At 48.7% G+C, this 25,251-nt stretch carries 19 protein-coding genes; 10 read left to right on the forward strand and 9 right to left on the reverse strand.

Going from position 1 to position 25,251, the window contains the following annotated elements; genetic code table 11:
- Positions 1-40: 40 nt before the first annotated feature.
- The 5 genes from PPA03S_RS07425 to PPA03S_RS07445 all read right to left on the reverse strand — a co-directional run bounded on the left by PPA03S_RS07425 (position 41) and on the right by PPA03S_RS07445 (position 5,404).
- Positions 41-1,747: an amylo-alpha-1,6-glucosidase gene (locus PPA03S_RS07425; RefSeq protein ID WP_062321391.1), complete on the reverse strand. Its 1,707-nt coding sequence runs from the start codon at positions 1,745-1,747 to the stop codon at positions 41-43.
- Between the two features lie 274 nt (positions 1,748-2,021).
- Positions 2,022-3,944, reverse strand: coding sequence for an LTA synthase family protein (locus PPA03S_RS07430; protein WP_068964018.1), 1,923 nt, complete (start codon positions 3,942-3,944; stop codon positions 2,022-2,024).
- Positions 3,945-4,297: 353 nt separating this feature from the next.
- Positions 4,298-4,795, reverse strand: coding sequence for an antibiotic biosynthesis monooxygenase family protein (locus PPA03S_RS34200; protein ID WP_062321395.1), 498 nt, complete (start codon positions 4,793-4,795; stop codon positions 4,298-4,300).
- A gap of 92 nt (positions 4,796-4,887) precedes the next feature.
- Complete coding sequence (locus PPA03S_RS07440) at positions 4,888-5,202, reverse strand: hypothetical protein (protein ID WP_062321398.1); 315 nt, start codon at positions 5,200-5,202, stop codon at positions 4,888-4,890.
- Complete coding sequence (locus PPA03S_RS07445; protein ID WP_062321400.1) at positions 5,192-5,404, reverse strand: helix-turn-helix transcriptional regulator; 213 nt, start codon at positions 5,402-5,404, stop codon at positions 5,192-5,194. Before PPA03S_RS07445 ends, PPA03S_RS07440 begins: the two co-directional genes overlap by 11 nt.
- Positions 5,405-5,573: 169 nt before the next feature.
- On the opposite strand from PPA03S_RS07445, the gene PPA03S_RS07450 reads away from it, so the two are divergent.
- From PPA03S_RS07450 to PPA03S_RS07460, 3 genes are all read left to right on the forward strand, one after another.
- Positions 5,574-7,904: a helicase C-terminal domain-containing protein gene (locus PPA03S_RS07450; protein ID WP_062321402.1), complete on the forward strand. Its 2,331-nt coding sequence runs from the start codon at positions 5,574-5,576 to the stop codon at positions 7,902-7,904.
- 200 nt (positions 7,905-8,104) lie between these two features.
- Positions 8,105-9,586, forward strand: coding sequence for an alpha-amylase (locus PPA03S_RS07455; RefSeq protein ID WP_062321404.1), 1,482 nt, complete (start codon positions 8,105-8,107; stop codon positions 9,584-9,586).
- 189 nt (positions 9,587-9,775) lie between these two features.
- Entirely contained in the window at positions 9,776-10,390 is a 615-nt protein-coding gene (locus tag PPA03S_RS07460) for a hypothetical protein (RefSeq protein WP_157284003.1), read from the forward strand.
- Positions 10,391-10,477: 87 nt separating this feature from the next.
- Here PPA03S_RS07460 and PPA03S_RS07465 read toward each other — a convergent pair whose 3' ends face one another.
- Positions 10,478-11,224 carry an MBL fold metallo-hydrolase gene (locus tag PPA03S_RS07465; RefSeq protein WP_062321408.1) on the reverse strand — a complete coding sequence of 249 codons (747 nt, stop codon included), beginning with the start codon at positions 11,222-11,224 and terminating at the stop codon, positions 10,478-10,480.
- Positions 11,225-11,428: 204 nt separating this feature from the next.
- Between PPA03S_RS07465 and uxaC the strand changes: the two genes are divergently transcribed.
- The 4 genes from uxaC (at position 11,429) to PPA03S_RS07485 (ending at position 17,358) form a co-directional block, all read left to right on the forward strand.
- The gene (gene uxaC, locus PPA03S_RS07470; protein ID WP_062321410.1) at positions 11,429-12,871 is read left to right on the forward strand and encodes a glucuronate isomerase; all 1,443 of its coding nucleotides are present in this window, start codon (positions 11,429-11,431) and stop codon (positions 12,869-12,871) included.
- A gap of 343 nt (positions 12,872-13,214) precedes the next feature.
- On the forward strand, positions 13,215-13,757 hold the full coding sequence (locus PPA03S_RS07475; protein ID WP_062321412.1) for a MarR family winged helix-turn-helix transcriptional regulator: 543 nt from the start codon (positions 13,215-13,217) through the stop codon (positions 13,755-13,757).
- A complete protein-coding gene (locus PPA03S_RS07480) occupies positions 13,754-15,481 on the forward strand; it encodes an ABC transporter ATP-binding protein (protein WP_062321414.1) in 1,728 nt (575 codons plus the stop codon). Before PPA03S_RS07475 ends, PPA03S_RS07480 begins: the two co-directional genes overlap by 4 nt.
- Positions 15,478-17,358 (forward strand): ABC transporter ATP-binding protein, encoded by a 1,881-nt coding sequence (locus PPA03S_RS07485; RefSeq protein ID WP_062321415.1) that lies wholly within the window; start codon positions 15,478-15,480, stop codon positions 17,356-17,358. Before PPA03S_RS07480 ends, PPA03S_RS07485 begins: the two co-directional genes overlap by 4 nt.
- 181 nt (positions 17,359-17,539) lie before the next feature.
- Here the strand turns inward: PPA03S_RS07485 and PPA03S_RS07490 are convergent, their stop codons facing one another.
- A complete protein-coding gene (locus PPA03S_RS07490) occupies positions 17,540-18,139 on the reverse strand; it encodes a hypothetical protein (RefSeq protein WP_062321417.1) in 600 nt (199 codons plus the stop codon).
- Between the two features lie 289 nt (positions 18,140-18,428).
- Here PPA03S_RS07490 and PPA03S_RS07495 point away from each other — a divergent pair, with 289 nt between their 5' ends.
- A complete protein-coding gene (locus PPA03S_RS07495; RefSeq protein ID WP_062321420.1) occupies positions 18,429-19,640 on the forward strand; it encodes a serpin family protein in 1,212 nt (403 codons plus the stop codon).
- Positions 19,641-19,791: 151 nt separating this feature from the next.
- On the opposite strand, the gene PPA03S_RS07500 is transcribed toward PPA03S_RS07495, so the two are convergent.
- Positions 19,792-20,391 carry a GNAT family N-acetyltransferase gene (locus PPA03S_RS07500; protein ID WP_062321421.1) on the reverse strand — a complete coding sequence of 200 codons (600 nt, stop codon included), beginning with the start codon at positions 20,389-20,391 and terminating at the stop codon, positions 19,792-19,794.
- Positions 20,392-20,501: 110 nt separating this feature from the next.
- Between PPA03S_RS07500 and pdxR the strand changes: the two genes are divergently transcribed.
- Positions 20,502-21,983, forward strand: coding sequence for a MocR-like pyridoxine biosynthesis transcription factor PdxR (gene pdxR, locus PPA03S_RS07505; protein WP_062321423.1), 1,482 nt, complete (start codon positions 20,502-20,504; stop codon positions 21,981-21,983).
- Here the strand turns inward: pdxR and PPA03S_RS07510 are convergent.
- Complete coding sequence (locus tag PPA03S_RS07510) at positions 21,980-22,603, reverse strand: TetR/AcrR family transcriptional regulator (protein WP_062321424.1); 624 nt, start codon at positions 22,601-22,603, stop codon at positions 21,980-21,982. The genes pdxR and PPA03S_RS07510 overlap by 4 nt on opposite strands.
- A 177-nt stretch (positions 22,604-22,780) precedes the next feature.
- On the opposite strand from PPA03S_RS07510, the gene PPA03S_RS07515 reads away from it, so the two are divergent.
- Positions 22,781-25,012, forward strand: a complete 2,232-nt coding sequence (locus PPA03S_RS07515; RefSeq protein WP_062321426.1) for an MMPL family transporter — start codon at positions 22,781-22,783, stop codon at positions 25,010-25,012.
- Positions 25,013-25,251: the final 239 nt, after the last annotated feature.

A 25,251-nucleotide genomic window follows, 5' to 3' on the forward strand; every position in this document is an offset into this window, starting at 1 on the left:
AGCTGTTTAAAACAGCAGCCAGGGACGTGCAATATTGGTTTTAGATTGTGTACTCGTGCCCCAGAACCAGGAACACACTTGATGTCCATGTGAATGCCCTGTCACGTAGGCCTTCACCAGTCAGCGCGTCGAAATTCTCTGCCATACCACTCCGGCTAAGCATATTGCAGAAGCGGCGTGATACTTCCTGAGCCAGCTCCAGGTCACCAGCTGCGGCTGCGCCTTCCACGAGAAGCATGGTCGATGGTGCCCAGATCGGTCCGCGCCAATACCCGTCTGGTATATAGTAAGGGCTGCTTATGCTCTCGGTCGCCCAACCGTTTTCCGTAAGGAATCGATTCTCCTCCCGCAGCCCTTCCAGAAGAACATCTCTGATTGATTCAGGCAGGCGTTTACCAAGTAGAATTGGAACGAATAACAGCAGACTGTCTCCCGCCGAGGGCTCATGTGTACCTGAGCGTAAGGAGATAAATCTTCCATCTTTCCAGAAGTGGCTGATCATCTTCTCCAATGTATCATCCGCCAGTTTTCTCCATTCAGAAGATTCCTCGGTAAGCCCAAGCAACCCTGCAATTTCAGCAAGAAGCTCGGTCTGGATAATCAGAAAGGCAGCTAAATCCGGGCTTTCTACAGGTATTCCATGATTAAATGCTGTGCTGTTATCCCAGCCGGAATCATTACCGTGGTTATATTGGGGGATCCCATCACCATCATCATCACGATACCGGAACCACCATTTCGTCCACTTGGACAATGGACCATACACTTCACGGAGCTGCGCCTCGCGGATATCATCCGTACGTTGCATCATCCAGGCCAGTGTCCATCCATGAATAGGAGGTTTGTTACAGTTCCACAGCTCATATTTATCGTTCACAAAATCAGGAATCAAGCCACTCTCATCTTGTCGATCAAAAAAGATCATGAACTGGTCCCATGCAAGTTTTGGATCATGACGAACAAGCGCCATCGCATTGAAACAGTGGTCCCAGCTCCATATATTTGTCATCCAGTTCTTTGACATGTACATGGCAGGACGGGTCAGACAACCCTCCGCCGGAACGAGGCAGGACCAAGTAATGTAAGCCGCGAGCTCCCGCGCATCCTGCCAGCGATCAGGGATCGCAAGACTACTGTCCAGCCACTGGTTGAATTCAGTCCGAACTGCTGCTACGTCATCATCAAAGGAGTCCCATTGTGGGCGAGGCTCCCACACTGTGCGGAATTCCTCAACGGCAAACTCCGCCGTATTCGTGTCCATATCCACGCTGAACTCTGCAATCACGCGTGAGCTCTTGGTCTTATCCCACGGTACTTCCATCTTTTGATTGCCCACAAGTCCAGTCAGCATGAAGCGGCATTCATGGGTAAAGCTGTTCACTTCCCAACTGTGCTTGTTCACTTCATATGCATAATCATAGGCTGCCGGGATAAAGGTCAACCGGATACCGCAGCCTTTTGAACGGAATCGGACGGTACGACTATCCGAAATACAGATTTCGGCAAAGATTGTCAACGCCGACGAAATCAGCCGCACGGCTTCAGGAGAAGCCTCCGGCGTAAATGGAATCGTCTGATTCTGCTGATCCAGCAGTTCAATACGAAACGCTTCGCCAAATTTATCATCTCCACCCCGTACAGTTCGAAGGTAGAGGCCCTGCTGTCTATTCTTGCCTTCAGGCAGAAGAGAGACTGCAAGGAACGACTCTCTACGGCTGAAGGGTACAATGTTCAGGTCAAATTTCATGATCGTCCTCCTTCAACAAGGAATAATACGCTTTCATTGTAAACTGCTGCTCAAGGAACAGGAACGTCCAGGTGTCTTCGCTAAAGAGGGGAATTTGTTGGCAATGGATGAATCGGGTGGTTAGAGGTGTCTTTTTGTTAGAGAATTGGGGAGAAAGTGTTAGATATAGAGGGAATGGAAAGAGCCCCTGAATTCGGTCGATAGTGGACCTTTCATGGGCTCTTGTCTTTTATCATGAATTAAAAGTGGTAATAGGTTCGTTTCGCATGCTGGATTATTTCACTGTATTTCGATTCTGTAATTGAATCAGGTAACTGTTGGACAAGTGCAGAAGTTCCAAAGCCCGTTCGTACTCTTCTTTCGTAATATAGCCGGATGAATTGGATTTCTCTTCTGTTGGATTGAGCGATGCAGGTGCTGCTGGTTCATTCTTCAGGCGGTTCGGATTCGTCTTTTCATCAAGCTCAGCTGAACTTACATCCTGCCTCCCAGCATCGGCAAGGGAGTAATGAGTGCCATCCCCGTATCCCGTGGCAGGAATGAACAGGGAAGCGTCATTCAACACCGATCCGGAAGGCAGATAATAGCGCTCAGGCAGCAGATTATTCCCCTCACGCAGCAAATCCTGACCAAAATGAAGCTGGTTCTGGAGAGAAGCCCCTGTTAATCCGGCGATCGTAGGCAATATATCCACCTGCCCTCCGATCTGTTCCAACTGAGCAGCCGGCGTGATGCCAGGAGCCGTGACGATCAGTGGAATATTGATCATGTCCGCTGACGTATACTCGCGACCGTAGATTTCCTGCATCAGCTTCTCATCATCCCGATCCAGCGAGTAGATGGGCAGACCCAGATGGTCTCCGTATACGACCAGCAGGCTATTTTCCCATAATCCGCGTTCCTTGAGTCCCTCAATAAATTGCCCCACCGCCTGATCGGCATAATGCTGGGATACAAGATAATCTCCAGGCAATGTATTATCGAACCGTTTCGGCAGCGTCAGACTGATCTTATCTTCGGGCAAATGGTATGGATGGTGTGCAGACATGGATATGATTTGTGCATAGAAAGGCGATCCGGAGGCCTGCATGGCTTCCAGTTGATCCAGGGTCTTGCTGTACAACACCTCATCTGATGCCGAGAAGGCGATGGAGTCCTCTGTTCCGAAATAATTGATGTCATAATACCGGTCAAATCCAAGCGCCTTGTATAACTGATCGCGATTCCAGAAGTGCACATCATTCGTGTGGAATGTGGCTGTCTGGTAACCGTTCGCAGACATCAGCCTGGGCAGACTTGGCAGCTTCTTATTCGCATAGACGGTAGCTGCTGCCCCGTTGGGCGGTGTGTAGAACGATGTATTCACCACAAACTCGGCATCGGACGTATTTCCCTGGCCTACTTGCTGATAAAAGTTGGGGAAATACAGACTTTGTCCAGCCAACTCATTCAGATGGGGGGTAACTTCCTGTCCGTTGACTTTCAACCCAATCAGGAAGGACTGAAATGATTCGAGCTGGAGCACAATCACATTACGTCCTTTGGCTGCGCCCTGCTCTACAACAGCAGGCAATGCTGTCGTTTGTTTAATCTCGTCAATATGATTCTGATCGATGGTATCCATGGGCACGGGCTTATCAGGGCGGTCAGCCAGAATGGTATACGCTTCATACCCGAGAATCCCCATCTGCTCCGCTTGTGTAATCTCGCTCATGCTCGCCCGATTGGGGTAAATGTTGAGCATACAGAGCACCAGGGACAGAATGAGGATGACCGAGGCAATCCGTCTTCTGGCGCTCCGTTCAAGCGGCATTCTGCCCGGACGTTCGGTCAAGCCGAGCTTGATCCGGCGACGAATGAGTATCCCAGCAATAATCAGAATATCTGCAAAAATAAACAAATAATACGGATCAAGCAAAGAGAACATGCTGCTCTTGACCGAGGTTACCTGATTCACCTGTGCGAGCGCATGATAGTTGACAATGACACCATAATATTTGTAGTACATAATGGCTGCGAAGAAGATTCCCGAAAGGATCAGATCTAGTCCGAGGTAAAGCCACATCCGGCGTTTCGCTGCGAACCATTCGATCAGACAGAAGCAGATCCAGATCAGCGGCAGCTCTGTCAGCAGTGGTTTCCAGACGGGGATGTCATCGAAGATTACAATCCAGGCCAGAGAGCTTTTGATCATCATAATAACGGTGAACGCTATAAACGGTCCGCTTAGAAACCGGGTGAGTGAATTGCGTGACAAGTTACCAGCCCTCCTTCCTTTCCGAAGTTTCATTTAACAAGTATTATGCTATCTCATCGCATGTCGTGTCAAAATGTACCCCACTTCATATTCTGCACGCCTGTTCAGGAATATGAAGAACAGAGGGCAGAGTATGGGGCTATTCATGTGCTCGAACATACAAACAGCCCCTTCCTGTTGAAGAAAAGCAGAAGGGACTGTTAATTGAAGTTTAATGAAACTGCTCAATGTGCGGCATGATGTATCTGTTAATTTTATACCCAATTAAAAGCAAAGTTCACGTTTCCCTTTGATTATTCTATAGTGAATGTCGTGACGAACGAAGGTCTTGGGAACATGGCAGGCTTCTGTGCGGTCAGCCCTTCACTCGTACTGCGGTTGCGATGAGCATGATTATAGGCTTGTGACTGCTGCCAGTTTTGGAAATGACCCTCGGACTGCCAGAGGGTAAGTACGACATACGTATCGTCTTTTAGCGGACGCAGCACACGAATGCCGACAAAGCCGGGTTCGTCTTCCACTTTGCGTGCACGGTTCTTGAAACGTTCCTCGAAGTCATTCCGTCCATCTTCTGTTACGGGTATATTGTTCAGAACGGCATAACCGCCGCCTGTCCAGGAGCCTGCGGCATCGAAGGCTTCATACGCCGCTACGTTGTCATCGGACTCGATGTTCATCAGACGCTCTGTCGATTCAATGGCCAAACGAACCTGTTCCTCGCTGCGCAAAGTCAGATGCGGATATGCTGCAAGTGCATCCGGAATCGGTGAAGGAACCAAATAGATATACATAGAAGATGCCTCCTCATTTAAGTACATTCCACTTCAACATAGCATATGGGATTGTGCGAGTCCAATCGGTTCACATGTATCGGACAGGTGGGCTAATTCCGAGCTGAGTAGTATAGGTTTGCTACAATAGAAGATAAACAATGAATGACAAACACTGCAGTAATAATGAAAAAGGAAAGCGATATCCCGTCTAGCATAACTACGAGGATCCATGCCAGAGCAAGACTGATGGTTGTTGCATTCCAGGAGAAGGCCTTTGCTCTCGTGATACAATAAAGGTACCGCTCATCCAGTCCGTTGTGCTTTTTTGCAATCAACCTTGTGAAAAAAATAATGAGTATTGCAAATAACAAACCAGCTACAATTCCACCGATCCCGATCATCCGGTTCAGTAATTCAGAACTCAATATTCTCATCTCCTTCAAAAATAAATAATTCCTCGATCTGACAGCCAAATAATTGGGCAAGCTTGTGAGCAAGCACAAGAGAAGGTTTGTACTTTCCGGATTCCAGCGATATGATGGTCTGCCTGGAGACCTTTAGCCGTTGAGACAGTTCTTCCTGTGTGATGTGCATATGTATTCGTTTGTCTTTGATTAGATTTTGCAAGTATATCCTCCCATAAGTAAAGTTCGCTTTACGTAAAGTTAACTTTACTTATGGGAGGATGGGATGTCAATCTTTCTTCATAATATTTTCCACTTCTTTGAGGTGATGCTGTGTCCAAAAGCATATTTCATGATAAAGTATAGTCACTACAAACAGAACGGGTGATCGCATGACAACCGCAATTCGAATATCAGTCAGGCCCTTGGTGGAATATGTGTACCGCAGTGGCAGCATACGTCCAGGATTTCGCACCAATGCATCGATGCAGGAGGGAACCCGGATACACCAGCGCGTACAGAAGGATTACACAGAAGAGGATCTGAAAGAAGTGGTTCTCGAAGTGGAACTGCAGCATGGAGACTTGACTTACGTGGTGGAGGGGCGATGTGACGGTCTGATTCGTCTGGATGGCCAGCTGACGGTGGATGAGATCAAATCAACTGCGGGAAACTTGGACGATCTGGGCGATGGGGCCCCTGTACACTGGGCGCAGGCCATGATGTATGCCTATATGTACGCGGTTCAGCATGATGAACCCCGGATGCAGGTGCAGCTGACGTATGTGCATACCGTGAGCAATGAAGAAAGGCGGTTTCGGCGGATGCTGGAACGGCAGGAGCTTGAACAGTTTGCAGCAGAGCTGGTCGCTGGCTACGCGCCATACGCAGAGATGATCGTAGCTTATGAAGAGAAGCGTGATATAAGCGTGCGAGAACTGCCGTTTCCTTTTCGCAAATACAGGGAGGGACAGCGCAAGCTGGCAGGTGCGGTATACAAGACGATCCGCGAAGGGCAGGGACTGATGGCGAAGGCACCAACGGGTATTGGCAAAACCATGTCCGTACTTTTTCCCACGGTCAAGGCCATTGGTGAAGGGGAAGCCAAAAGGTTATTCTATCTGACCGCGAGAACGACGACGCGAGTTGCCGCAGAAGAAGCTTTTGCTCGGATGCAGGCGGAAGGATTGAAGATGCATGTAATCAGTCTGACCGCGAAGGACAAGATCTGTTTCAAGGAAGAAGAAGCTTGTGATACGGGACAGTGTGGCATGTGCGAAGGATATTATGACCGTATTAACGGGGCCGTGCTGGATATGCTGGAACATGAGACGTTAATGACACGCCCGGTTATTGAACAGTACGCACGCAAGCATCGGGTATGCCCATTTGAATTTTCACTGGATGCTGCGTATGCAGCGGATGCAGTGATATGCGATTATAACTATATTTTCGATCCGCGTATCTCTCTCAAACGCATGCTGGAGGAGCAGAAGCGCAAGACGGTTTTACTGGTTGATGAGGCACATAATCTGGTTGATCGGGGCCGAATGATGTTCTCGGCTGAGCTGGAGAAGGCGGTCTTTCTGGATGTCAAAAGGGAGTTCCAGACGCTGGACAACCGTGTGCCTACCGCCAAAGCCATCGCTGATCGTACGGGTGCCATCGACAAATACCTGATCACGCTTCGCAAGAACGGTGGAGATGAAGGGAAAATATTGCAGCAGGAAGCACCCGAGGAACTGATTGAACTGCTGGAGCCATTTGTGATGGTAGCTGAGCAATGCCTTGTTGAAGGTGGATCGGGAACTGCCGAGACGGATGAATTGCTGCTGGAGGCTTATTTTACCGCACAGAATTTCCTGCGCATTGCCAAGCTATACGATGAACGCTTTATTACCTATGCGGAATGTGTACGAAGTGAAGTGCGAGTGAAGCTGTTCTGTCTGGATCCATCTGTGCTGCTGCGTCAGACGGCCAAAGGGTTCCGCTCCACGATTCATTTCTCAGCGACGTTGTCACCTCTTGGTTATTACCGGGATATGCTAGGTGCGGAGGAGGAAGATTATACCCTGCGTATTCCTTCGCCTTTCCAGCGGGAGCAGTTGGATGTGAGGTTGCTGCCACTATCGATTCGCTATCGGGATCGTGAACGTTCCAGACAGCCTATTGCCAGTATGCTGCGCCAGTTGGTTGTAGAGTGGCCCCATAGCAACCTGCTCGTCTTTTTCCCTTCCTATCCGTATATGCGGGAAGTACACCAGACCTATATGGAACAGCCGGGTGAGGCAGAGGTCGTGATGCAGGAACAGGGCATGAGTGAAGAGGAGCGGGAGGCATTTCTGAATGCGTTCCAGCCACAACCGGAGCGAACACGGTTGGTATTTGCCGTTATGGGCGGTGTATTCTCGGAAGGTGTGGATCTGCCAGGTGATCGTCTGAACGGCGTAGTAGTGGTCGGGGCCGGACTTCCCCAGATTGGTTTGGAGAACAACGTACTCCGTGATTATTATAGTCGGACAGGGCGCAACGGATTCAATTATGCCTATGTTTTCCCCGGCATGAACAAGGTGTTGCAGGCAGGTGGCAGGCTGATCCGTACAGAAGAGGATAAGGGCGTGCTGGTGCTTGTTGACGATCGATTCACCCAGGAACCTTATCGTTCATTGCTGCCTGAGGAATGGCAGGACTACACAAGAATACTTCCCAATAGTGATATATAGACGAGCGCCTTCCATGTATCCATAAATATCCATAGACGGCTTTCCACCACAAGATATTCAGCTTTTTTGAGCTTTCTTTTCTCTGTATGATTGAAGGATAGGCCGAAAAGGGTATTACTTGGATAGCATACGAACGAACAAGGACGATACAAATCCGTACCGTGGTCCGCTTCGAAAGCAATCAAGGAGGTCGGTTGGGAATGAAAAGAAATCATACGATGATGCAGTTTTTTGAATGGCACCTGGCCGCAGACGGAAACCACTGGAAGAGATTGGCCAAAATGGCACCAGAACTGAAAGCCAAAGGTATCGACTCGGTGTGGGTGCCACCGGTGACCAAAGCCATCTCTGCCGAGGATACCGGTTACGGCGTATATGACCTGTACGATCTGGGCGAATTTGACCAGAAGGGCAGTGTGCGCACCAAATACGGTACCAAACAGGAACTGGTCGATGCAATTGCCGAGTGCCAGAAGAATGGCGTTGCCGTCTATGTGGATCTGGTGATGAATCATAAGGCTGGTGCGGATGAGACCGAAGTCTTCAAGGTGATTGAGGTTGATCCCAATGATCGGTTGAAGGAAATCTCCAAACCGTTCGAGATTGAGGGTTGGACCAAATTCACATTTCCGGGGCGTGGGGATCAATACTCCTCATTCAAATGGAACGCCGAACATTTCAACGGCACCGACTTTGATGCCAAAGAAGAACGGAGCGGTGTGTTCCGCATTGCAGGGGAGAACAAGAACTGGAATCAGAATGTCGACGATGAGTTCGGCAACTATGATTATCTCATGTTCGCCAATATTGATTACAATCACCCGGATGTCCGGAAGGAAATGCTTCAATGGGGAAAATGGCTCATCGATACGCTGCAATGCAGCGGTTTTCGACTGGATGCAATCAAGCATATTAACCACGAATTCATCAAAGAATTCGCGGCTGAGATGATCCGCAAACGCGGTCAGGATTTCTACATTGTGGGCGAGTTCTGGAACTCCAATCTCGAGGCATGCCGTGAATTTCTGGACACCGTAGACTATCAGATTGATCTGTTCGATGTGTCTTTGCATTACAAGCTGCATGAAGCTTCGCTGGCGGGCAGAGATTTTGATCTTTCGAAGATTTTCGATGATACGCTGGTGCAGACCCATCCTACCCATGCCGTAACATTCGTCGACAACCATGACTCCCAGCCGCATGAAGCGCTGGAATCCTGGGTTGCGGACTGGTTCAAGCCAAGTGCGTATGCATTGACGCTGCTGCGTCGTGATGGTTATCCTGTTATCTTTTATGGAGATTATTACGGTATAGGTGGACCCGAACCTGTGGATGGAAAAAAAGAAATTCTGGACATTCTGTTGTCAGCTCGCCGTCATATAGCCTATGGGGAGCAGGAGGATTACTTCGATCATCCGAATACCATTGGCTGGGTACGCCGCGGCTTGGAGGAAATCGAAGGCTCCGGATGTGCGGTTGTGATCTCGAACGGAGAAGATGGCGAGAAACGAATGTTTGTTGGCGAGCACCGTGCTGGAGAAGTCTGGACCGATCTGACGCACAGCTGTGAGGATGATATCACCATTGAGGAAGATGGGTGGGCCACCTTCCATGTGTGCGGCGGAGGCGTGTCCGTATGGGCACTCCCGGATCAGGGTGAAGACTGTGCCGATGCCGAGTAATGATTTGAATATCGATATATATATACAAGTAACCACCTGTACTGGCGAGCAATTGCCGTGCAGGTGGTTACTTGTGCTGGGCGAAAATGTATGGGCGTGGTATCCTTTTATTCAATAATAGACCAAAGCAGGGTGATGGCTTTCGAAAGGGTATTGTGAGTATCATCGAGGAATACTGGGGGGAATCAGGTGAGTAAGTTACTAAGGAACGGGATGCACTTTATTGTACTAGCGATTTTGTTGGGGGCTTGTAATGTGCTGCCCAATCCAGGGCCAAAGGGAGAACCTAGACGAACGGATGATTATACGCTGAATACCGAGCGAAGAGATTTGACCCAGCGTTTGCTGAAAAATTCGGCTTCCTTTCAGGAACGTTTGCCAGATGATTATAGCTTGACTGCTACGGTTAGAGTTCATCATGAATCTGATACGGACCGAATTATATATGAGATTTCTGTTAAAGAGGCCCGGGTACCGATGGTCAATGTGATACAGTCTTTTACACTTGATCCATCCTTGATAAATGGCATTAACGCCACAGAGCTCCTGAACTCCAATGTGGGAAATACCCATGAGATTACGCTGGGGCCTGGAAAAGAACCGTTGGGATTGAGTTTATTCAGAGATTATGTTTTGAAGCCAAAAGCGGAGATCCATAGTAATATCATTAATACTTATCAGGATATGTATATCAAAATCTCTTACGGACCATATGATCAGCGTACGGAAGATTACGTTCATGTTAAAGCTGAACCAACTCCTGAAACGATTGAATATATGAAAACATGGAATGCAGATCAGTAGAAAGGCAGCACCCGAAAAGCTCCTTAAAAGGGACCTGAAAGGATGCTGCCTCTTAATTTTGGTGATACATATAGTTCGAGTTGCTTACTACACTTCCAGTTCAAATGACTCCAGCGTGCCCACCATTCGTAAATCATGTTCTTGGTTGAACTGTGCCCGTTTGTCCGCATAGGCGTATTCATCATGATAATGCATGAGCACGGTTTTCTGTCTCACTTCGGCAGACAGTTGTTGCAGATCCTTCAATGAAGTATGGGATTTAATAACCAGATCATGCATATGACATTCATGGAAAATCAGCTGGACGTCCGCGGCATTCCGTTCCACCCGTTCCTGATCCAGTGTGCTGTCCGCACTATAGTAGAAGTAGGGCTTTGCAAGAAGACCATTGCTGACCATGCCCGGCACATGCTGTGTTCGAAAAGTCTCAAACGTCACGCCTCCCAACTCAAATGTGCCTCCATCCGGTAAAGGTACGATATCGTAATAGTCGCTCATCGTGCGCTCCCCGTCCGTGGTATAACGCATCCCTGGGGATAAAATATTCCATAACGGATCAACCAGTTCTTCGTGGATAAACAGACGTGGCTTGCGATTGCCCACAATCTGTGAATAATATCCGAGCATCTGTACTCCGTTAATATGATCTTCATGCAGATGGGTAATAAACACATTGTGAATATCCGTCATTGGAAAGCCGTATTCCTTTAATGCTTTTGCATTGGATTCCGGAAAATCAATCACCAGATGTGTGTCGCCGAATTCGGCCAGCATACTGTTGTGGTGCTGCTCCACACTGAACATGTCTCCTGTACCGAGAAATGTTATTTTCATCTATTTCATCTCCTTATATCATCTTCAGATCAGCATCAATTAGATTAAAACCAGTATACCTCGTTCCAGGAAATATGCCTAAATCAACCTTTTGTGATAACGCTATCATTTTATATTGAACTTTGTGGGCAAACAGTGTAGCGTAAAGATTGGGAAGTGTACCCATATGAACGTAAACTCACCTAAAGGGAGCGTGCGAGGCGAATGAAGTCTTTTCTGGATGAACAATTTTTGCTGCACAATGAAACGGCGATCAAGTTATATGAGGACTATGCAAAGGACATGCCGATTATGGACTATCACTGCCACCTCAGTCCACAGGAGATCTACGAGAATAAAGCCTTTGGCAATATTACGGAGGCCTGGTTATATGGTGATCACTACAAGTGGCGGCTGATGCGCGCAAACGGAATTGAGGAGCAGTACATTACGGGTGGAGAGGGCGTAACCGATTACGATCGTTTCCTGGCGTATGCTCGAACTGTACCGATGATGATTGGTAACCCGCTGTACGCATGGTCCCACCTGGAATTACAGCGATATTTCGGTGTCTATGAAGTGTTGAATGAGAAGAGCGCCCCGGCCATCTGGGAAAAGGTAAATGCAAAGCTGAACAGTGACGGTTTCGGTGCACGTGATCTCATTACCAAATCCAATGTTACCGTGGTATGCACAACCGATGATCCATGTGATTCCCTGGAATATCACCTGAAGATTCAGGAGATTGAAGGATTCGACACCGCTGTACTGCCTTCATTCCGCCCGGATAAAGGGCTGGAATTGAACCGTGATACGTTCTCGGAATGGGTAGGCAAGCTGTCGCAGGCAGCCGGAACGGCGATTTCTGATTATGACTCATTCCTCTCCGCTCTGGAATCACGGGTAGAGTTCTTTCATTCCGTAGGAGGTCGGGTGTCTGACCATGCACTCGATTATGTACCTTACGGCATGGCCACACGTGAGGAAGCGGCAGCGATTTTTGCCAAAGCCATTGCGGGTGAGAAGGTCAGTCGTGAGGAAGAGGACAAGTACAAGACGGTTACCCTAACTTTCCTCGGCAAGCTGTATGCCGATCGGGGCTGGGTAATGCAGTTCCATATTAATGCGGCCCGCAACAATAATAGCCGGATGTTCGCCCAGCTTGGACCGGATACCGGTTATGATTCCGTAAATGATACGCCTCTTTCTTCCGCGGTGATTGGATTGCTGGATGCATTGGAGCAGGAGCAGGCATTGCCCAAAACGATCTTGTATTCCTTAAATCCTCGGGACAATGAAGTGCTCGCAGCGATTATTGGCAGTTTCCAGGGGGGCGGTATTCCAGGCAAAATTCAGCTGGGTGCAGCCTGGTGGTTCAACGATACGAAGGACGGCATGCTCGCTCAAATGAAAGCGCTAGCGAATGTAGGTCTAATCAGCCGTTTTGTCGGTATGCTAACCGATTCCCGCAGTTTCCTCTCCTATACAAGGCATGAGTATTTCAGACGTCTGGTCTGCAATCTCATCGGTGAATGGGCCGAACAAGGCGAAGTACCGCATGATATGGAACTGCTTGGACAGATCGTCCAAGGTATCGCCTACAACAATGCGAAGGAATATTTCCCGTTTGCTTCTGCGCTCAAAACTGTTTCTGCTTCGCAGGCCTGATTCGATTTCTGTTTCGTAGTTCTGATTAGCCTGATGATGATACCAAAACCGTGGCGTGATGCTGCGGTTTTTTTCTTTATAAGGAATAATAATATTATGATTGTGGATAAGATGTGTACAAATTTGTGGATAATTTTCTTTTGGTTGGTGTTGAGATCATGGGAATGGAGTTATGCTACAGGGCTTATTTTTATATTAATGCCCATTTGACATTCATCTCTTGCGGCAATATAATTAGTATACCTAATTAATTGATTGGCTATTTAATTGGAAAGCTATTTAATAGATATCCTATGGTGTTGGATTTCTAAGGAATTATCACGAAGATAAGGGAGGGACAATCATGACTGGCATAGATCCGGTCGCCCAGAAACTTTTGTATTCCATCATGCAGTTTAACAAAGGCAAATGGAGGCAGCACAAACCTCATGGGCGCAATCATAATGAAATTATGGTATTGGGGAGTTTACTCCACGGCATGCATCCTGGAGAACGGTTGAACTGGAAAGATAATCCGCCTGATTTCAATGACACCATCCACTCGAATCATCCAGGACTGAAAGTGTCGGAAATCAGTGCTTTGTTGCGCGTGAAATCCCCGACCATCACTCCTGTCATTCGAGGTCTTGAGGATGAGGGACTAGTCAAGCGAACCATGGACCCCGAGGATCGACGGGCGGTTCGCATCACCATTACCGACGCAGGCCGAGAGATTATTCGGGCTGCACATGAGGAGCGAATGCAGACATTCAACCAGCTCGTCGAGCATTTGGGAGAGGACGACAGTCTTCAATTAGCGGAGTTGTTGACCAAGGTGTATACCTTTTTTGATACATTGGTTTCCCAACAGACGGATACGTCCACACAAGGAGATGATAAGCCATGATGAAATTGTTTCGCATGCTGAAGCCGTACCGAATCCCCATTTTCTTCATTTTGGGTCTGGTGCTGCTGCAGTCACTGGCCGAACTGTACTTGCCAACCCTGATGGCGGATATCGTCAATGACGGTATCGTAAAAGGGGATGTTCCTTACATCTGGCAGATTGGCGGCTGGATGCTGGTGATCGCCATTGGAGGCACAGCCTGTTCCGTAACAGCCAGTTATCTGTCTTCCCGTACAGCGGGTGGATTTGCCAAAAAACTGCGCAGCAGAGTGTTCCGCCATGTAGAGAATTTTTCGTTGCAGGAATTCGATAAATTGGGTACAGCTTCGCTGATTACCCGTACAACCAATGATATTACGCAGGTTCAGAACGTATTAACGATGATGCTGCGAATGATGGTTATGGCTCCAATGATGTGTATTGGTGGTATCTTTATGGCCGTATCCCAGGATGCCAAATTATCGACGATCTTCCTGGTTGTCCTGCCTGTACTGGCTGGGGCCATTGCACTGATTGGGGCGAAGGGTCTGCCATTGTTCAAGCAAATTCAGAAAAAGCTCGACCGACTCAATTTGGTTTTGCGTGAGCAACTAACAGGGATTCGCGTGGTTCGTTCCTTTAATCGTGGAGAACATGAGCGTGTTCGTTTTAATGGAGCTAATACAGATTTGAGAGACGTTTCCATTAAAGTGAATGTGCTCATGGCAACATTAATGCCTGTTATGATGCTGGTGATGAACTTTTCGATGATTGCCATCCTTTATTTTGGTGGACAGCGGATTGACAGCGGCAATATGGATATTGGTTCACTGATAGCCTTTATTCAATATGCGATGCAGATCATGTTCTCCCTTATTATGGTCTCCATTATCTTTGTCATGATTCCAAGAGCATCGGCATCAGCAGAGCGGATCAACGAAGTATTGGATATGCATCCGGATCTCAGCAACCCAGAGCAGCCTCGGAATATGAAATCACTGCAAGGCACGATTGAATTTGATAACGTGACCTTCCGTTATCCGGGTGCAGAGAATGCTGCTTTGTCAGGCATTTCATTTACGGCACGCCCGGGTGAAACTACAGCCATTATTGGCGGTACAGGCTCTGGGAAATCCACATTACTAAGTCTTATTCCACGTTTCTATGATGTGACCGAAGGCACGGTACGGGTGAATGGTACGGATGTGCGTGAGCTTCGGCAGGAAGATTTACGGGCCAAAATCGGATTTGTACCTCAGAAGGCCGTTCTTTTCACCGGAACAATTGCGGAGAATATCCGCCACGGGAAGGATGACGCCACGATGGAGGAAATTGTGCGAGCTGCTCAAACGGCTCAGGCAGAGAACTTCATTACGGAGATGAAAGACGGTTACGACAGCGTCATTGCGCAGGGAGGCAACAACGTATCTGGTGGACAGAAGCAGCGGTTGTCCATTGCACGCGCACTTGTTCGCCGTCCGGAAGTATATATTTTTGACGACAGCTTCTCGGCTCTCGATTTCAAAACCGATGCGAAGCTTCGTGCTGCCCTGAAGTCTGAAACGACTGAAGCAGCAGTGCTCATTGTGGCTCAGCGTGTAAGTACGGTGATGGATGCAGATCGCATTCTGGTGATGGATGAGGGACGGATTGTCGGTTCAGGAACACATAGAGAGCTGCTGGAGCACAATGAAGTGTATCGCGAGATTGTATCCTCCCAGCTGACAGAGGAGGAGATCGCATGAGTGAACGTACAGAACGCAAGTCATCTCGTCCCCCTGGCGGGCCGGGTCATCCCGGAGGCGGAATGGGCATGCGGCCTCCCGTGGAGAAAGCAAAAGATTTCAAAGGTACATTGCGGCGCTTGATGCGTTATCTTCAGCCTCACAGCTATCGTTTGCTGGGTGTGCTGGTGGCTGCAATTCTAAGTACCGTATTCAGCATCATCAGTCCGAAGGTTATGGCGGAAGGTACAGATATTCTCAGTAAAGGCGCTATTGCCATCCTTCAGGGAGTACAGGGTGCCGGGATTGATTTTCCTGCCTTGATGAAAGTATTGTATCTGCTTGTGGGACTCTATCTGTTCAGTGCAGCTTTCATGTACATTCAGCAATATCTGATGGCTGGTGTAGCTCAGCGAGTGGTGTATGACATGCGTGAGCAGATCAGCGCCAAGGTGGGTCGTCTGCCACTGAAATATTTTGATTCCCGTACTCACGGGGAAACACTAAGCCGGGCGACAAACGATGTGGACAACATCAGTAATACCCTCCAGCAAAGTTTGGCGCAGTTTATTACGTCTGTGGTCACCATTGTCGGAGTAATCATCATGATGCTGACCATTAGTCCATGGATGACGCTCATCACCATTTTGACGCTGCCATTAAGTGTAATTGTGGTGATGCTGGTGGCATCCCGTTCTCAGAAACACTTTGCAGGCCAGCAGAAATCTCTTGGTGAATTGAACGGGCATGTCGAGGAAATGTACACTGGACACAAGGTGGTCAAAGCCTTCGGACGGGAAGAGCATTCGGTAGAGCAGTTCGAAAAAGTCAACGAAGAACTGTATGAATCCGGCTGGAAAGCCCAGTTTATCTCGGGTATTATCATGCCGCTGATGACGTTTGTAGGTAACCTCGGTTATGTGCTGATCTGTGTGGTCGGCGGGATCTTTGTTACGCGTGGTGCCATCTCCATCGGGGATATCCTTGCATTCACACAGTACTCCCGTCAGTTCACTCAGCCGATCAACCAGATTGCCAACATTTCGAATATTATTCAGTCCACCATCGCTTCGGCGGAGCGGGTATTCGAATTGCTGGATGAAGAGGAAGAAGTTCCGGAATCTTCGAAACCGGTACAATTGCAGCAGCCGCAGGGTGCGGTTGCATTCCGTGGTGTGAATTTTGGATATAAAGCGGATGAGTTACTCATTCAAAATATGAATATTGATGTAAAACCGGGACAGACGGTAGCCATTGTCGGGCCGACTGGAGCGGGGAAAACAACGTTGATCAACCTCCTGATGCGTTTCTACGAAATTCAGGACGGCAAAATTACGATTGACGGCGTTAATATCGTGGACATGGAACGCGGCAAGCTGCGCAGCCTGTTTGGGATGGTGCTTCAGGACACATGGCTGTTCAACGGAACGATCCGTGACAACATTGCCTATGGCCGGGAAGGGGCGACGGAAGCGGAAGTCATCAAGGCGGCCGATGCGGCCCATGCCGATCACTTCATTCGTACCTTGCCTGATGGATATGACACGGTGCTGAATGAAGAAGCATCGAACATTTCCCAGGGTCAGAAGCAATTGCTGACCATCGCAAGAGCGATTCTGGCGAATCCGGCTATTCTGATTCTCGATGAGGCAACGAGCAGTGTTGATACACGGACCGAAGTGTTCATCCAGAAAGCGATGAATGATCTGATGAAGGATCGTACCAGCTTTGTCATTGCCCACAGATTGTCCACCATTCGCGGAGCCGACCTGATTCTTGTCATGGATCATGGTAACGTGATTGAGCAGGGTAATCATGAGGAACTGATGGCGAAACAAGGCTTCTATGCTGATCTGTACAACAGTCAGTTCACGGAGCAACAGCCGCAGGCGATTTAAATAAAGCTGATGATAAAATTATAAAACAGCCGGGACTCCTGAGGGAGTGCCCGGCTGTTTATGTTGGTGCAAGGTAAGGTGTCTTCCATTGCTAGCGAATCGAGGACACTTTATATCGGGAATCGAGTGGATTGCCATACTTAACGAACTGGAGACAAGCCTCGGAAGAACGACATTCTGATTATGATCGATCGTCAGATTCCTTCGCAGCTGCATCTGAGGTGTCGCTGGATGGCGTCTTCACTTCCAGCTTCCCATCTTCATGTTCATTTGCCTCCTCAAGCGCAGAAGGTGCTGGCTCACCCGGTATTAACTCACGCTGCTCGATCATGCGTTTCACGACCTCATAACAATCCTCGACATGTTTGTTGCCGACATAACGCATGGCTGTGAAGCTGAGTGCGGCAGCCAGCCCCTGACCTGCAAAAGGGACAAATTTGGCGACTGATTTGGTAGCTACGCGTACTCCGACCCTTTTCAGCACCTGTACCACCAGCTCTTTGGTCACCATACGTCCGATCACTTTACTTCCGATCGACATAACGAAACCATAAATCATGGATTTGGTCTCAGGGTCCATACCATCGAGCTGCTTTTGTGATAATCCGAATTTATTATTAATGGCAGGCAATAGCTGCATGAGCATCCCCACATCGGCCAGTACATCAGTACCTGGAAGAGGAACGAGGGTTGAACCGGCGGAAGCGGTGGCTCTCTTTTTGACCATGGTACGGCATTCCTTGCGAACTTGCTCCAATTGCTCCAACGTTGATGGAATCATAGGGAATCCCTCCATTCGTATATGGTATAGATATAACCGTTTTGACTCAATTTGAATGGTGTTTTCTACAGTAGAAATTAGTGACCTTGGTATATAAGTGTAAAGTAACCTTTTTTCTCAACCGTACGTCTAGTAAAAAAAGGAAATCAGTGAATTGCTATAACGGTTATCTGAATATTACGGATGAGGGGGGATTACGATGCATGCACGGTTAGGAGTATTACTGTTATTATGCTGTATAAGTGGGATTATCATGACGAGCTGTTCTGCAAAGGGGGACCCAAACAAGATGAATTCCAATTCGAATCAGGAGCTATCCAAGGAAGAACGAAATACGGCTCTGAACGAGATCGAACCCAAAAGAATCCAAGCGATGAACGCTATGGGGCTGCATATCCTTCAACAGATGGGTGCAAAAGAGAAGGCTGACGGGAGTAATCTGTTGATCTCACCTTACAGCATTGCAGCGGCGATTGGCATGGCATATAACGGCAGCGTGGGTGAGACCAGGCGGGAGATGGCAGAAGTCATGGGCTGGTCGGGGCTAGAAATGGACCAAGTGAATGCTTCTCAAGCGGCTTTGCAGCAGTTGTTGACCCATCCGGGAAAAGGCATTGAGATCGGTATAGCGAACTCCATGTGGACGAAGGAAGGAATTCCGGTAGAGGAAAATTACCAAACAACCATACAGCAAACTTATGAAGCTGAGATCAGGACACTCAATGGACAACCAGCACAAGCCAAGGAAGAGATCAATCAATGGGTGAAGCAGCACACCGAAGGCATGATTCCAAACTTGATGCAGGAACCGCCTGAAAAGGAGGCCCTAATGATTCTGGTGAATGCTATTGCATTTGATGGAAACTGGATGGATGAGTTTGATCCGGAGTACACGACGGACGAAGAGTTCAAGCTGGTAAATGGAAAGGACCTCTCTGTGCGGATGATGCATCAGACGAAGCAGTTCCAATACTCGGGGAATGAGGACTGGCAGGCGGTTAGGCTGCCTTATGGAGAGGGCCAGATGCATCTGCTTGTCGTTTTGCCGCGAGAGGGGCGTACGCTGGATGAGATTCAGCAGCAGCTGCTGGATGACCCTGAACGGCTGGATACCGGTTCTGAATACAGGTTGGTGGAGCTGTCCTTGCCGCGTTTTCGTGCGGAGTATGGCATGAACCTGAAAGAGGTATTACAACGGCTGGGTATGGAAATGGCTTTTGACCCTTATGCCGCCAATTTCACGGGAATGATTTCTCGGGGCCCGAACTTGCAAGCATATATTGGTCAGATACTTCATCGTGCGGTGATGGAAGTGAGCGAGCAAGGGACTGTAGCCGCAGCTTCAACAATGGTGGGAATGGAGGCCGGAAGTGCTCCGCCAACGGATCCGGTGATGATGGATGTGAACCGTCCATTTATGGTCGCTGTGGTGGATAAATCCACTGGAGCATGGTTATTTGCCGGGAACATAAATCAACCCGAAGAGATTGCTTCCCGGTAGCACGTGGTCTTCGTTATCCAAGTTTGCTGACAATCATGGGGAATTAAAAGAAAACACCCGCCCAGCTGTTGGTACTGGCGGGTCAAATGACATTTCTAACCGTGGATGGATGTTGATCCGCGGTTTTTTTGAACAGGTAATGGACTATTCGTTAGCTCTCTACGGATTGATTGCTAGCATTGCTGACGTGCAGCTCTCGAAATTCATTCTCCAGCATGCTCATCTGGATGGCATCGTGATATTGATGATTGTAATACAAGGCATCTCGTCGTACACCTTCGCGGAGAAATCCGAGCTTCTCATACGTACGAATGGCTCGCTCGTTGAAGGCATACACTTCTAGTTCAATTCGGTGCAGGTTACAGATGCCGAAGCCGTAGTCCAGCATAAGCAGCAATGCCTCACTGCCATAGCCTTTGCCTTGATGCTCGGCTTGATCAATGGCGATCCGAATGTGCGCACTGCGATTCTTGGTATGCATGTCCATTAGGGCGATATCTCCGATGATCTGGTCGTTCTCCTGCAAGGCAATCAGCAGCATCAAGCGTGAGTCATCTTGGGCAGCATTTTCAATATAGCGTTCTACCTGTGTACGGGTGAAGCTGTTCTGTGTTCCGGTGAGTCTGCGCATCTCGGCGTCAAACAATCCGGGGAAATAGGTATTCACGTCAGTCGATTCAAATGGACGCAAATAGATGCGTTTCGTCTCCAACAGACGGGGGATTCGTGGGGTTGGTGTGGATTGGTACATGATTATTCCTCCTGTAGGTTCAAATCGTGATGTCCTGAGTATATCTGAATACTGTATACTTCCAAATATACAGTTTGGTCAAATTCAACAGGACAGATGAGGTGTAAGGCATGAATCAATTGCCGAAACTGGAGGAAAACGATCATATCCCCATCTATGTTCAGCTATCGGATCACATCAAAAAGGAAATCATTCAGAGGGAGCTGGCGGAGCACAGCAAATTGCCTTCTGTACGCAAGCTAGCCGAGATGCTGGGCATAAGTACAACTCCCGTAGAATGGGCATACCAACAATTGATTGCCGAAGGTTATGTATATAGTCAGCCTCGTAGAGGCTATCGGGTACGTCCCATGATGGATCGTTATAGTAAAATTCAAATTCCAATTCCAATGAGAACTGGGCATGAGAATATGGTCATTCATGAACAACACCCCCATAATCAATCGAAAATAGAGCGAAATGCGATTCGTCCAACAAGGGTGGTCGAATTTGATTTTCACATGTCACGCAATGACTTCAGCCTGTTTCCGCTCGGCAAGTGGCAGCAATATGCGAATCGTATCTGGCGCGAAGAGGCAGAGGGATTATTGTTCTACGGAGATCCGCAGGGCGAGTGGGGGCTCCGATGTGAGATTGCTCATTATCTTGGACAGTTCAGGGGTGTGAACTGTTCTCCAGAGCAGGTTGTCGTAGGTGCAGAGCAGCACTTGTTGATGTCTTTGCTTGTGCAGACGCTGCTTCACATAGATGGACTGCAATCCATCGCAGTAGAGAATCCTGGCTATCGGCTGCTGCCGGGCACATTCCGGAATTATGGTTATCCGATTGTGCCCATCCCTCTAGATGATGAAGGATTAGATATATTAGAGCTGAATCGAATGGGAGTAAAACTAGTAGGGGTCTCACCCTCGCACCAATTTCCGCTGGGCACGACGATGCCCATTGCGAGAAGAATGGCTTTGCTGGACTGGGCGGAACGAATGGGGGCCTACATCATAGAGGATGATTATGACGGCGAATTTCGATATCATGGACGGCCTATTCCTTCCATGCAGGGTTTGCGTGAGGGCAGCAGGGTAATTTATATGGGTGGATTCTCCCAAGTTCTCGCGCCTGCGCTGTGTATTCATTATATGGTACTTCCCAAGGAGCTGATGGGTTCCTTTAGGGAGATGTATAAGACGATCCTCTTTGAACAGTCCGCCTCCCGTCTTCATCAGCGTACATTGGAAATGTTTATGCACGAGGGAGAATTGGGTAAACACATCCGGAAAGTGCGGAACGTTTATAAGCGCAAACATGACTTGATCATTCAGGCGATTCGACAGTATTTCGGAGAAAAGGTTGAGATAATTGGTCAGAACGCCGGATTTCACCTGGTGCTCAGAATGGTTTCAACACAAACAGCCGCAGAGCTGGTGGCTGCGGCGTTAAGCGCTGGTATACAGATTAGCTCAGCAGAATATTTATGGACGGACGGGAGTGGACCAGCAGACGGTAAAAGGGAATTCATTATAGGGTTTGCTGGTATGGAGTCGGAACGTATTGGGCCGGGTATCGCTGCATTGGCAAAGGCCTGGAGAGATCTTTAAGCCTTGTGAACTGCCCCATCCAGAAACAGCGCCACCAGCTCCCGTGCCAGGTCGGCAATCGTTGCATGCATGTTGCGTACATCTTCACGGTTCGCGAGCATCAGCAGAGACGTAAACGCATGGGCAAGCAGCATGGGACTGGCGGGTCGCAAATAACCGTTATCCATCTCCCGCTGGAAGTGAGTGGCAAGGACTTCATAGATGCGGATCTCGGCTTCCCGGATCTGGGAGAGCTGGTCAGGATTAAGATGCTTCTCCGCTTCACGCATCATCGTCTCGGTTTCGATATGTGAATGTTGCATCTTCGCTTCCGCAACCTTGATCAGCCGCTCTTGCAGCGTACCTGGTTCATCCAGGCGAAGGGCAGTCTGCTGCATGCCCATCGCCATCATGTGGGTGATGGCAACGGTGAACAGCTCGGGTTTGCTGGAAAAATGATAATAGACCGACGCTTTGGTCACCCCGCATAGCGAGGCAATTTGCTGGAGGGAGACGGGCTCGTATCCATATTCCATAAAAAGCCGTGAGGCGGTCATTAGTATTTTGGACTGGGCTGATGCCTGATCAGCACCGGCTTTAGGTCTGCCCGGGGAGCGGGGCGGATTTGTCTTTTTGCTCATGGTTGTCTACCTCTTTACTTGTCATGTTGGTTGTGAAAAAGTGTTCACAAAATTAGGGATTGCATAATTAACCTTCCGGTATATATAATTAACTCAATTATACTATGACCCGTGGTTCATTTCTACACTATCACATAAATACGGCTTCATAGAACCAAAATAGGGAGATGAAAGATCATGCAAGAAGGATCGGGTTACGGGCGTTGGGTTGCCGGCAAGCGAAGCAAATGGATAACACTGTTGGTATGGATCATCATTGCGGTTGTTCTTGGTGTAGTATGGCCTGCGGTGGGTGACCGTGAAACGAATAATGCGCAGGATCTGAGCGATTCCAAGCCATCGGTGCAGGCAGCTGCATTAGCTCAGAAAGAATTTCCTGGCGGCGAAGGACTTCCCGCTCTCATCGTATGGCATCAAGCTGGCGGGCTGACGGATGAACAGATTGAGAACATTCAGGCGTTAACGGAGCGACTGGATCAAGATCCGGTAGAGCAGCAGCAATCCGTAGTGCCGCTCTATCAGTTGCCGCCACAGGCTTTGAAAGGTCAGCTTTCAGAAGACGGGAGCACCCTGGTTATGCCGCTCTTTTTCAATCAGGAAGCGGATTCGTCACAGTTGAAGGAAGGCATTGAAGCGCTGGAGCAGAAAACAAAAGTCATTTTCGGTTCTGATCCATTTGACGTTGCCATCGATGATTCCAGTGCACTAAGTGCACGGGTCACAGGTCCGGTTGGGATATCGATTGATGCGAGCGGATTATTCTCATCTGCGGATGTATCCCTTCTGATCGCAACAGTCGTGCTGGTACTTGTGCTGTTGCTGTTAATCTACCGTTCGCCAGTACTGGCGATTATCCCAATTATTGCAGTTGGGTTCGCTTATATGGTCACTAGTCCGATTCTCGGATTCATGGCGGATCAGGGTTGGATTACAGTGGACGCGCAGTCGATCTCTATAATGACGGTGCTGTTGTTCGGTGCAGGAACGGACTACTGCCTGTTCATGATCTCCAGATTCCGTCAAATTCTCTATCATGAGCCGGATAAAAAGAAAGCACTCTTCCAGGCGATTACCGGATCATCCGGTGCGATTGCCATGAGTGGATTTACGGTCGTTGCCGCACTGCTTGTACTGCTGTTTGCAGAGTATGGGGCCTATCACCGTTTTGCCGTACCATTCAGTTTATCCATCTTCATCATGTTTATTGCGAGCCTGACGCTGGTTCCGGCTTTGCTTGCGATCTTCGGTCGGGGTTCATTCTACCCGTTTGTCCCGCGTACGCATGACATGGAAGTGGAGCGTGCGAAGAAAAAGGGCAAACCGGCGCCTGCTCCACGTAAAATCAAAGAAAGCTGGATTGGACGTACCGTGGTAACCAGACCTTGGACCGTTCTGGCGATTACGCTGGTACTGTTGGGTGGACTGGCTGCATTCTCTACTCAGGTTAAATTCACGTATGACTTGCTATCGTCCTTCCCGGAGAATGTTGCATCTCGTGAAGGGTTCAAAGTCATTGGAGAACAGTTCTCGGAGGGTGAACTCGCTCCAGTGAAAGTGATCGTTGATGCAGGTGGCAAAGAAATCGATCTGAAGCAGCGTCTCGAATCGCTGGATTACATTAGCAAAGTAGGCGATGCCCAGCAGGGTGCCGAGAATGCGAACATTACCGCCTACGATGTGGAATTCAATTTGAATCCATACTCGATGGAGGCGATGCAGCATATTCCGGACCTGAGGGCAACGGCTGAACAGGCACTGAAAGATGCCGGGCTCACCGATGTGGACAGCCAAGTCTGGATCGATGGTCAGACGGCTGAGCAGTATGACATCGAAGTTACTGGAGAGCGGGATGCCAGCATCATTATTCCGGTGGTGATCGGGATGATCACATTGCTTCTCTTGTTATACCTGCGTTCTGTTGTAGCGACAGCGTATTTGATCGCAACTGTAGTTCTGTCCTATTTCTCTGCACTGGGTCTCGGTTGGATCATCATTCACTATGGGCTTGGCGCAGATGCGATTCAGGGAGCGATTCCATTGTATTCCTTCGTATTCCTCGTGGCCTTGGGTGAAGACTATAACATCTTCATGATCTCAAGCATCTGGCAAAAACGCAAAACGATGCCACTTCGCCAAGCGATCAAGGAAGGCGTGGGCGAAACTGGATCGGTTATTACTTCCGCAGGCCTGATTCTCGCAGGAACGTTTGCCGTACTGGCAACACTGCCTATACAGGTGCTGGTGCAGTTCGGTATTATCACGGCTGCGGGGGTTTTGCTCGATACGTTCCTCGTTCGTCCGTTCATGGTGCCTGCCATTACAGCGCTGCTGGGCAAATGGGCTTTCTGGCCAGGCAAGTATATGCCTGTTGCAGAGAAATCCAAAGAGAAACAAAATCAATCCATGTAATCGATGGATGGATTCAGACAAGGACAGCAGGGTCTTATGCCTGGCTGTCCTTTTCCTTTTACCCTTTCATTATTAGAAGCTGACCGGACAAGGTCTGCGATGGAATGGCGGGACTGTAAAATATCCGCAGGGGGTGAGGGGTGTTTCCTGCTTGGTTTGGAGACGGAAGGTTTACGTAGGCCGGGGTTATGGGACATAATAGAGAGAACGTCGGCCTTGGGCAGACGGATGGGATGAAC

This window comes from Paenibacillus pabuli NBRC 13638 (genome assembly GCF_001514495.1).
Classification (GTDB): domain Bacteria; phylum Bacillota; class Bacilli; order Paenibacillales; family Paenibacillaceae; genus Paenibacillus; species Paenibacillus pabuli.

Bases quoted from the DNA above. Each gene is read 5' to 3' on its own strand.
- uxaC (WP_062321410.1), top strand. From the start codon at position 11,429: ATGAAGTCTTTTCTGGATGAACAATTTTTGCTGCACAATGAAACGGCG.
- PPA03S_RS07475 (WP_062321412.1), top strand. From the start codon at position 13,215: ATGACTGGCATAGATCCGGTCGCCCAGAAACTTTTGTATTCCATCATG.
- PPA03S_RS07490 (WP_062321417.1), bottom strand. From the start codon at position 18,139: ATGATTCCATCAACGTTGGAGCAATTGGAGCAAGTTCGCAAGGAATGC.
- PPA03S_RS07515 (WP_062321426.1), top strand. From the start codon at position 22,781: ATGCAAGAAGGATCGGGTTACGGGCGTTGGGTTGCCGGCAAGCGAAGC.
- PPA03S_RS07430 (WP_068964018.1), bottom strand. From the start codon at position 3,944: ATGATGATCAAAAGCTCTCTGGCCTGGATTGTAATCTTCGATGACATC.
- PPA03S_RS07425 (WP_062321391.1), bottom strand. From the start codon at position 1,747: ATGAAATTTGACCTGAACATTGTACCCTTCAGCCGTAGAGAGTCGTTC.
- PPA03S_RS07510 (WP_062321424.1), bottom strand. From the start codon at position 22,603: ATGAGCAAAAAGACAAATCCGCCCCGCTCCCCGGGCAGACCTAAAGCC.
- PPA03S_RS07495 (WP_062321420.1), top strand. From the start codon at position 18,429: ATGAATTCCAATTCGAATCAGGAGCTATCCAAGGAAGAACGAAATACG.
- PPA03S_RS34200 (WP_062321395.1), bottom strand. From the start codon at position 4,795: ATGTATATCTATTTGGTTCCTTCACCGATTCCGGATGCACTTGCAGCA.
- PPA03S_RS07500 (WP_062321421.1), bottom strand. From the start codon at position 20,391: ATGTACCAATCCACACCAACCCCACGAATCCCCCGTCTGTTGGAGACG.
- PPA03S_RS07450 (WP_062321402.1), top strand. From the start codon at position 5,574: ATGACAACCGCAATTCGAATATCAGTCAGGCCCTTGGTGGAATATGTG.
- PPA03S_RS07465 (WP_062321408.1), bottom strand. From the start codon at position 11,224: ATGAAAATAACATTTCTCGGTACAGGAGACATGTTCAGTGTGGAGCAG.
- PPA03S_RS07455 (WP_062321404.1), top strand. From the start codon at position 8,105: ATGAAAAGAAATCATACGATGATGCAGTTTTTTGAATGGCACCTGGCC.
- PPA03S_RS07480 (WP_062321414.1), top strand. From the start codon at position 13,754: ATGATGAAATTGTTTCGCATGCTGAAGCCGTACCGAATCCCCATTTTC.
- PPA03S_RS07485 (WP_062321415.1), top strand. From the start codon at position 15,478: ATGAGTGAACGTACAGAACGCAAGTCATCTCGTCCCCCTGGCGGGCCG.
- pdxR (WP_062321423.1), top strand. From the start codon at position 20,502: ATGAATCAATTGCCGAAACTGGAGGAAAACGATCATATCCCCATCTAT.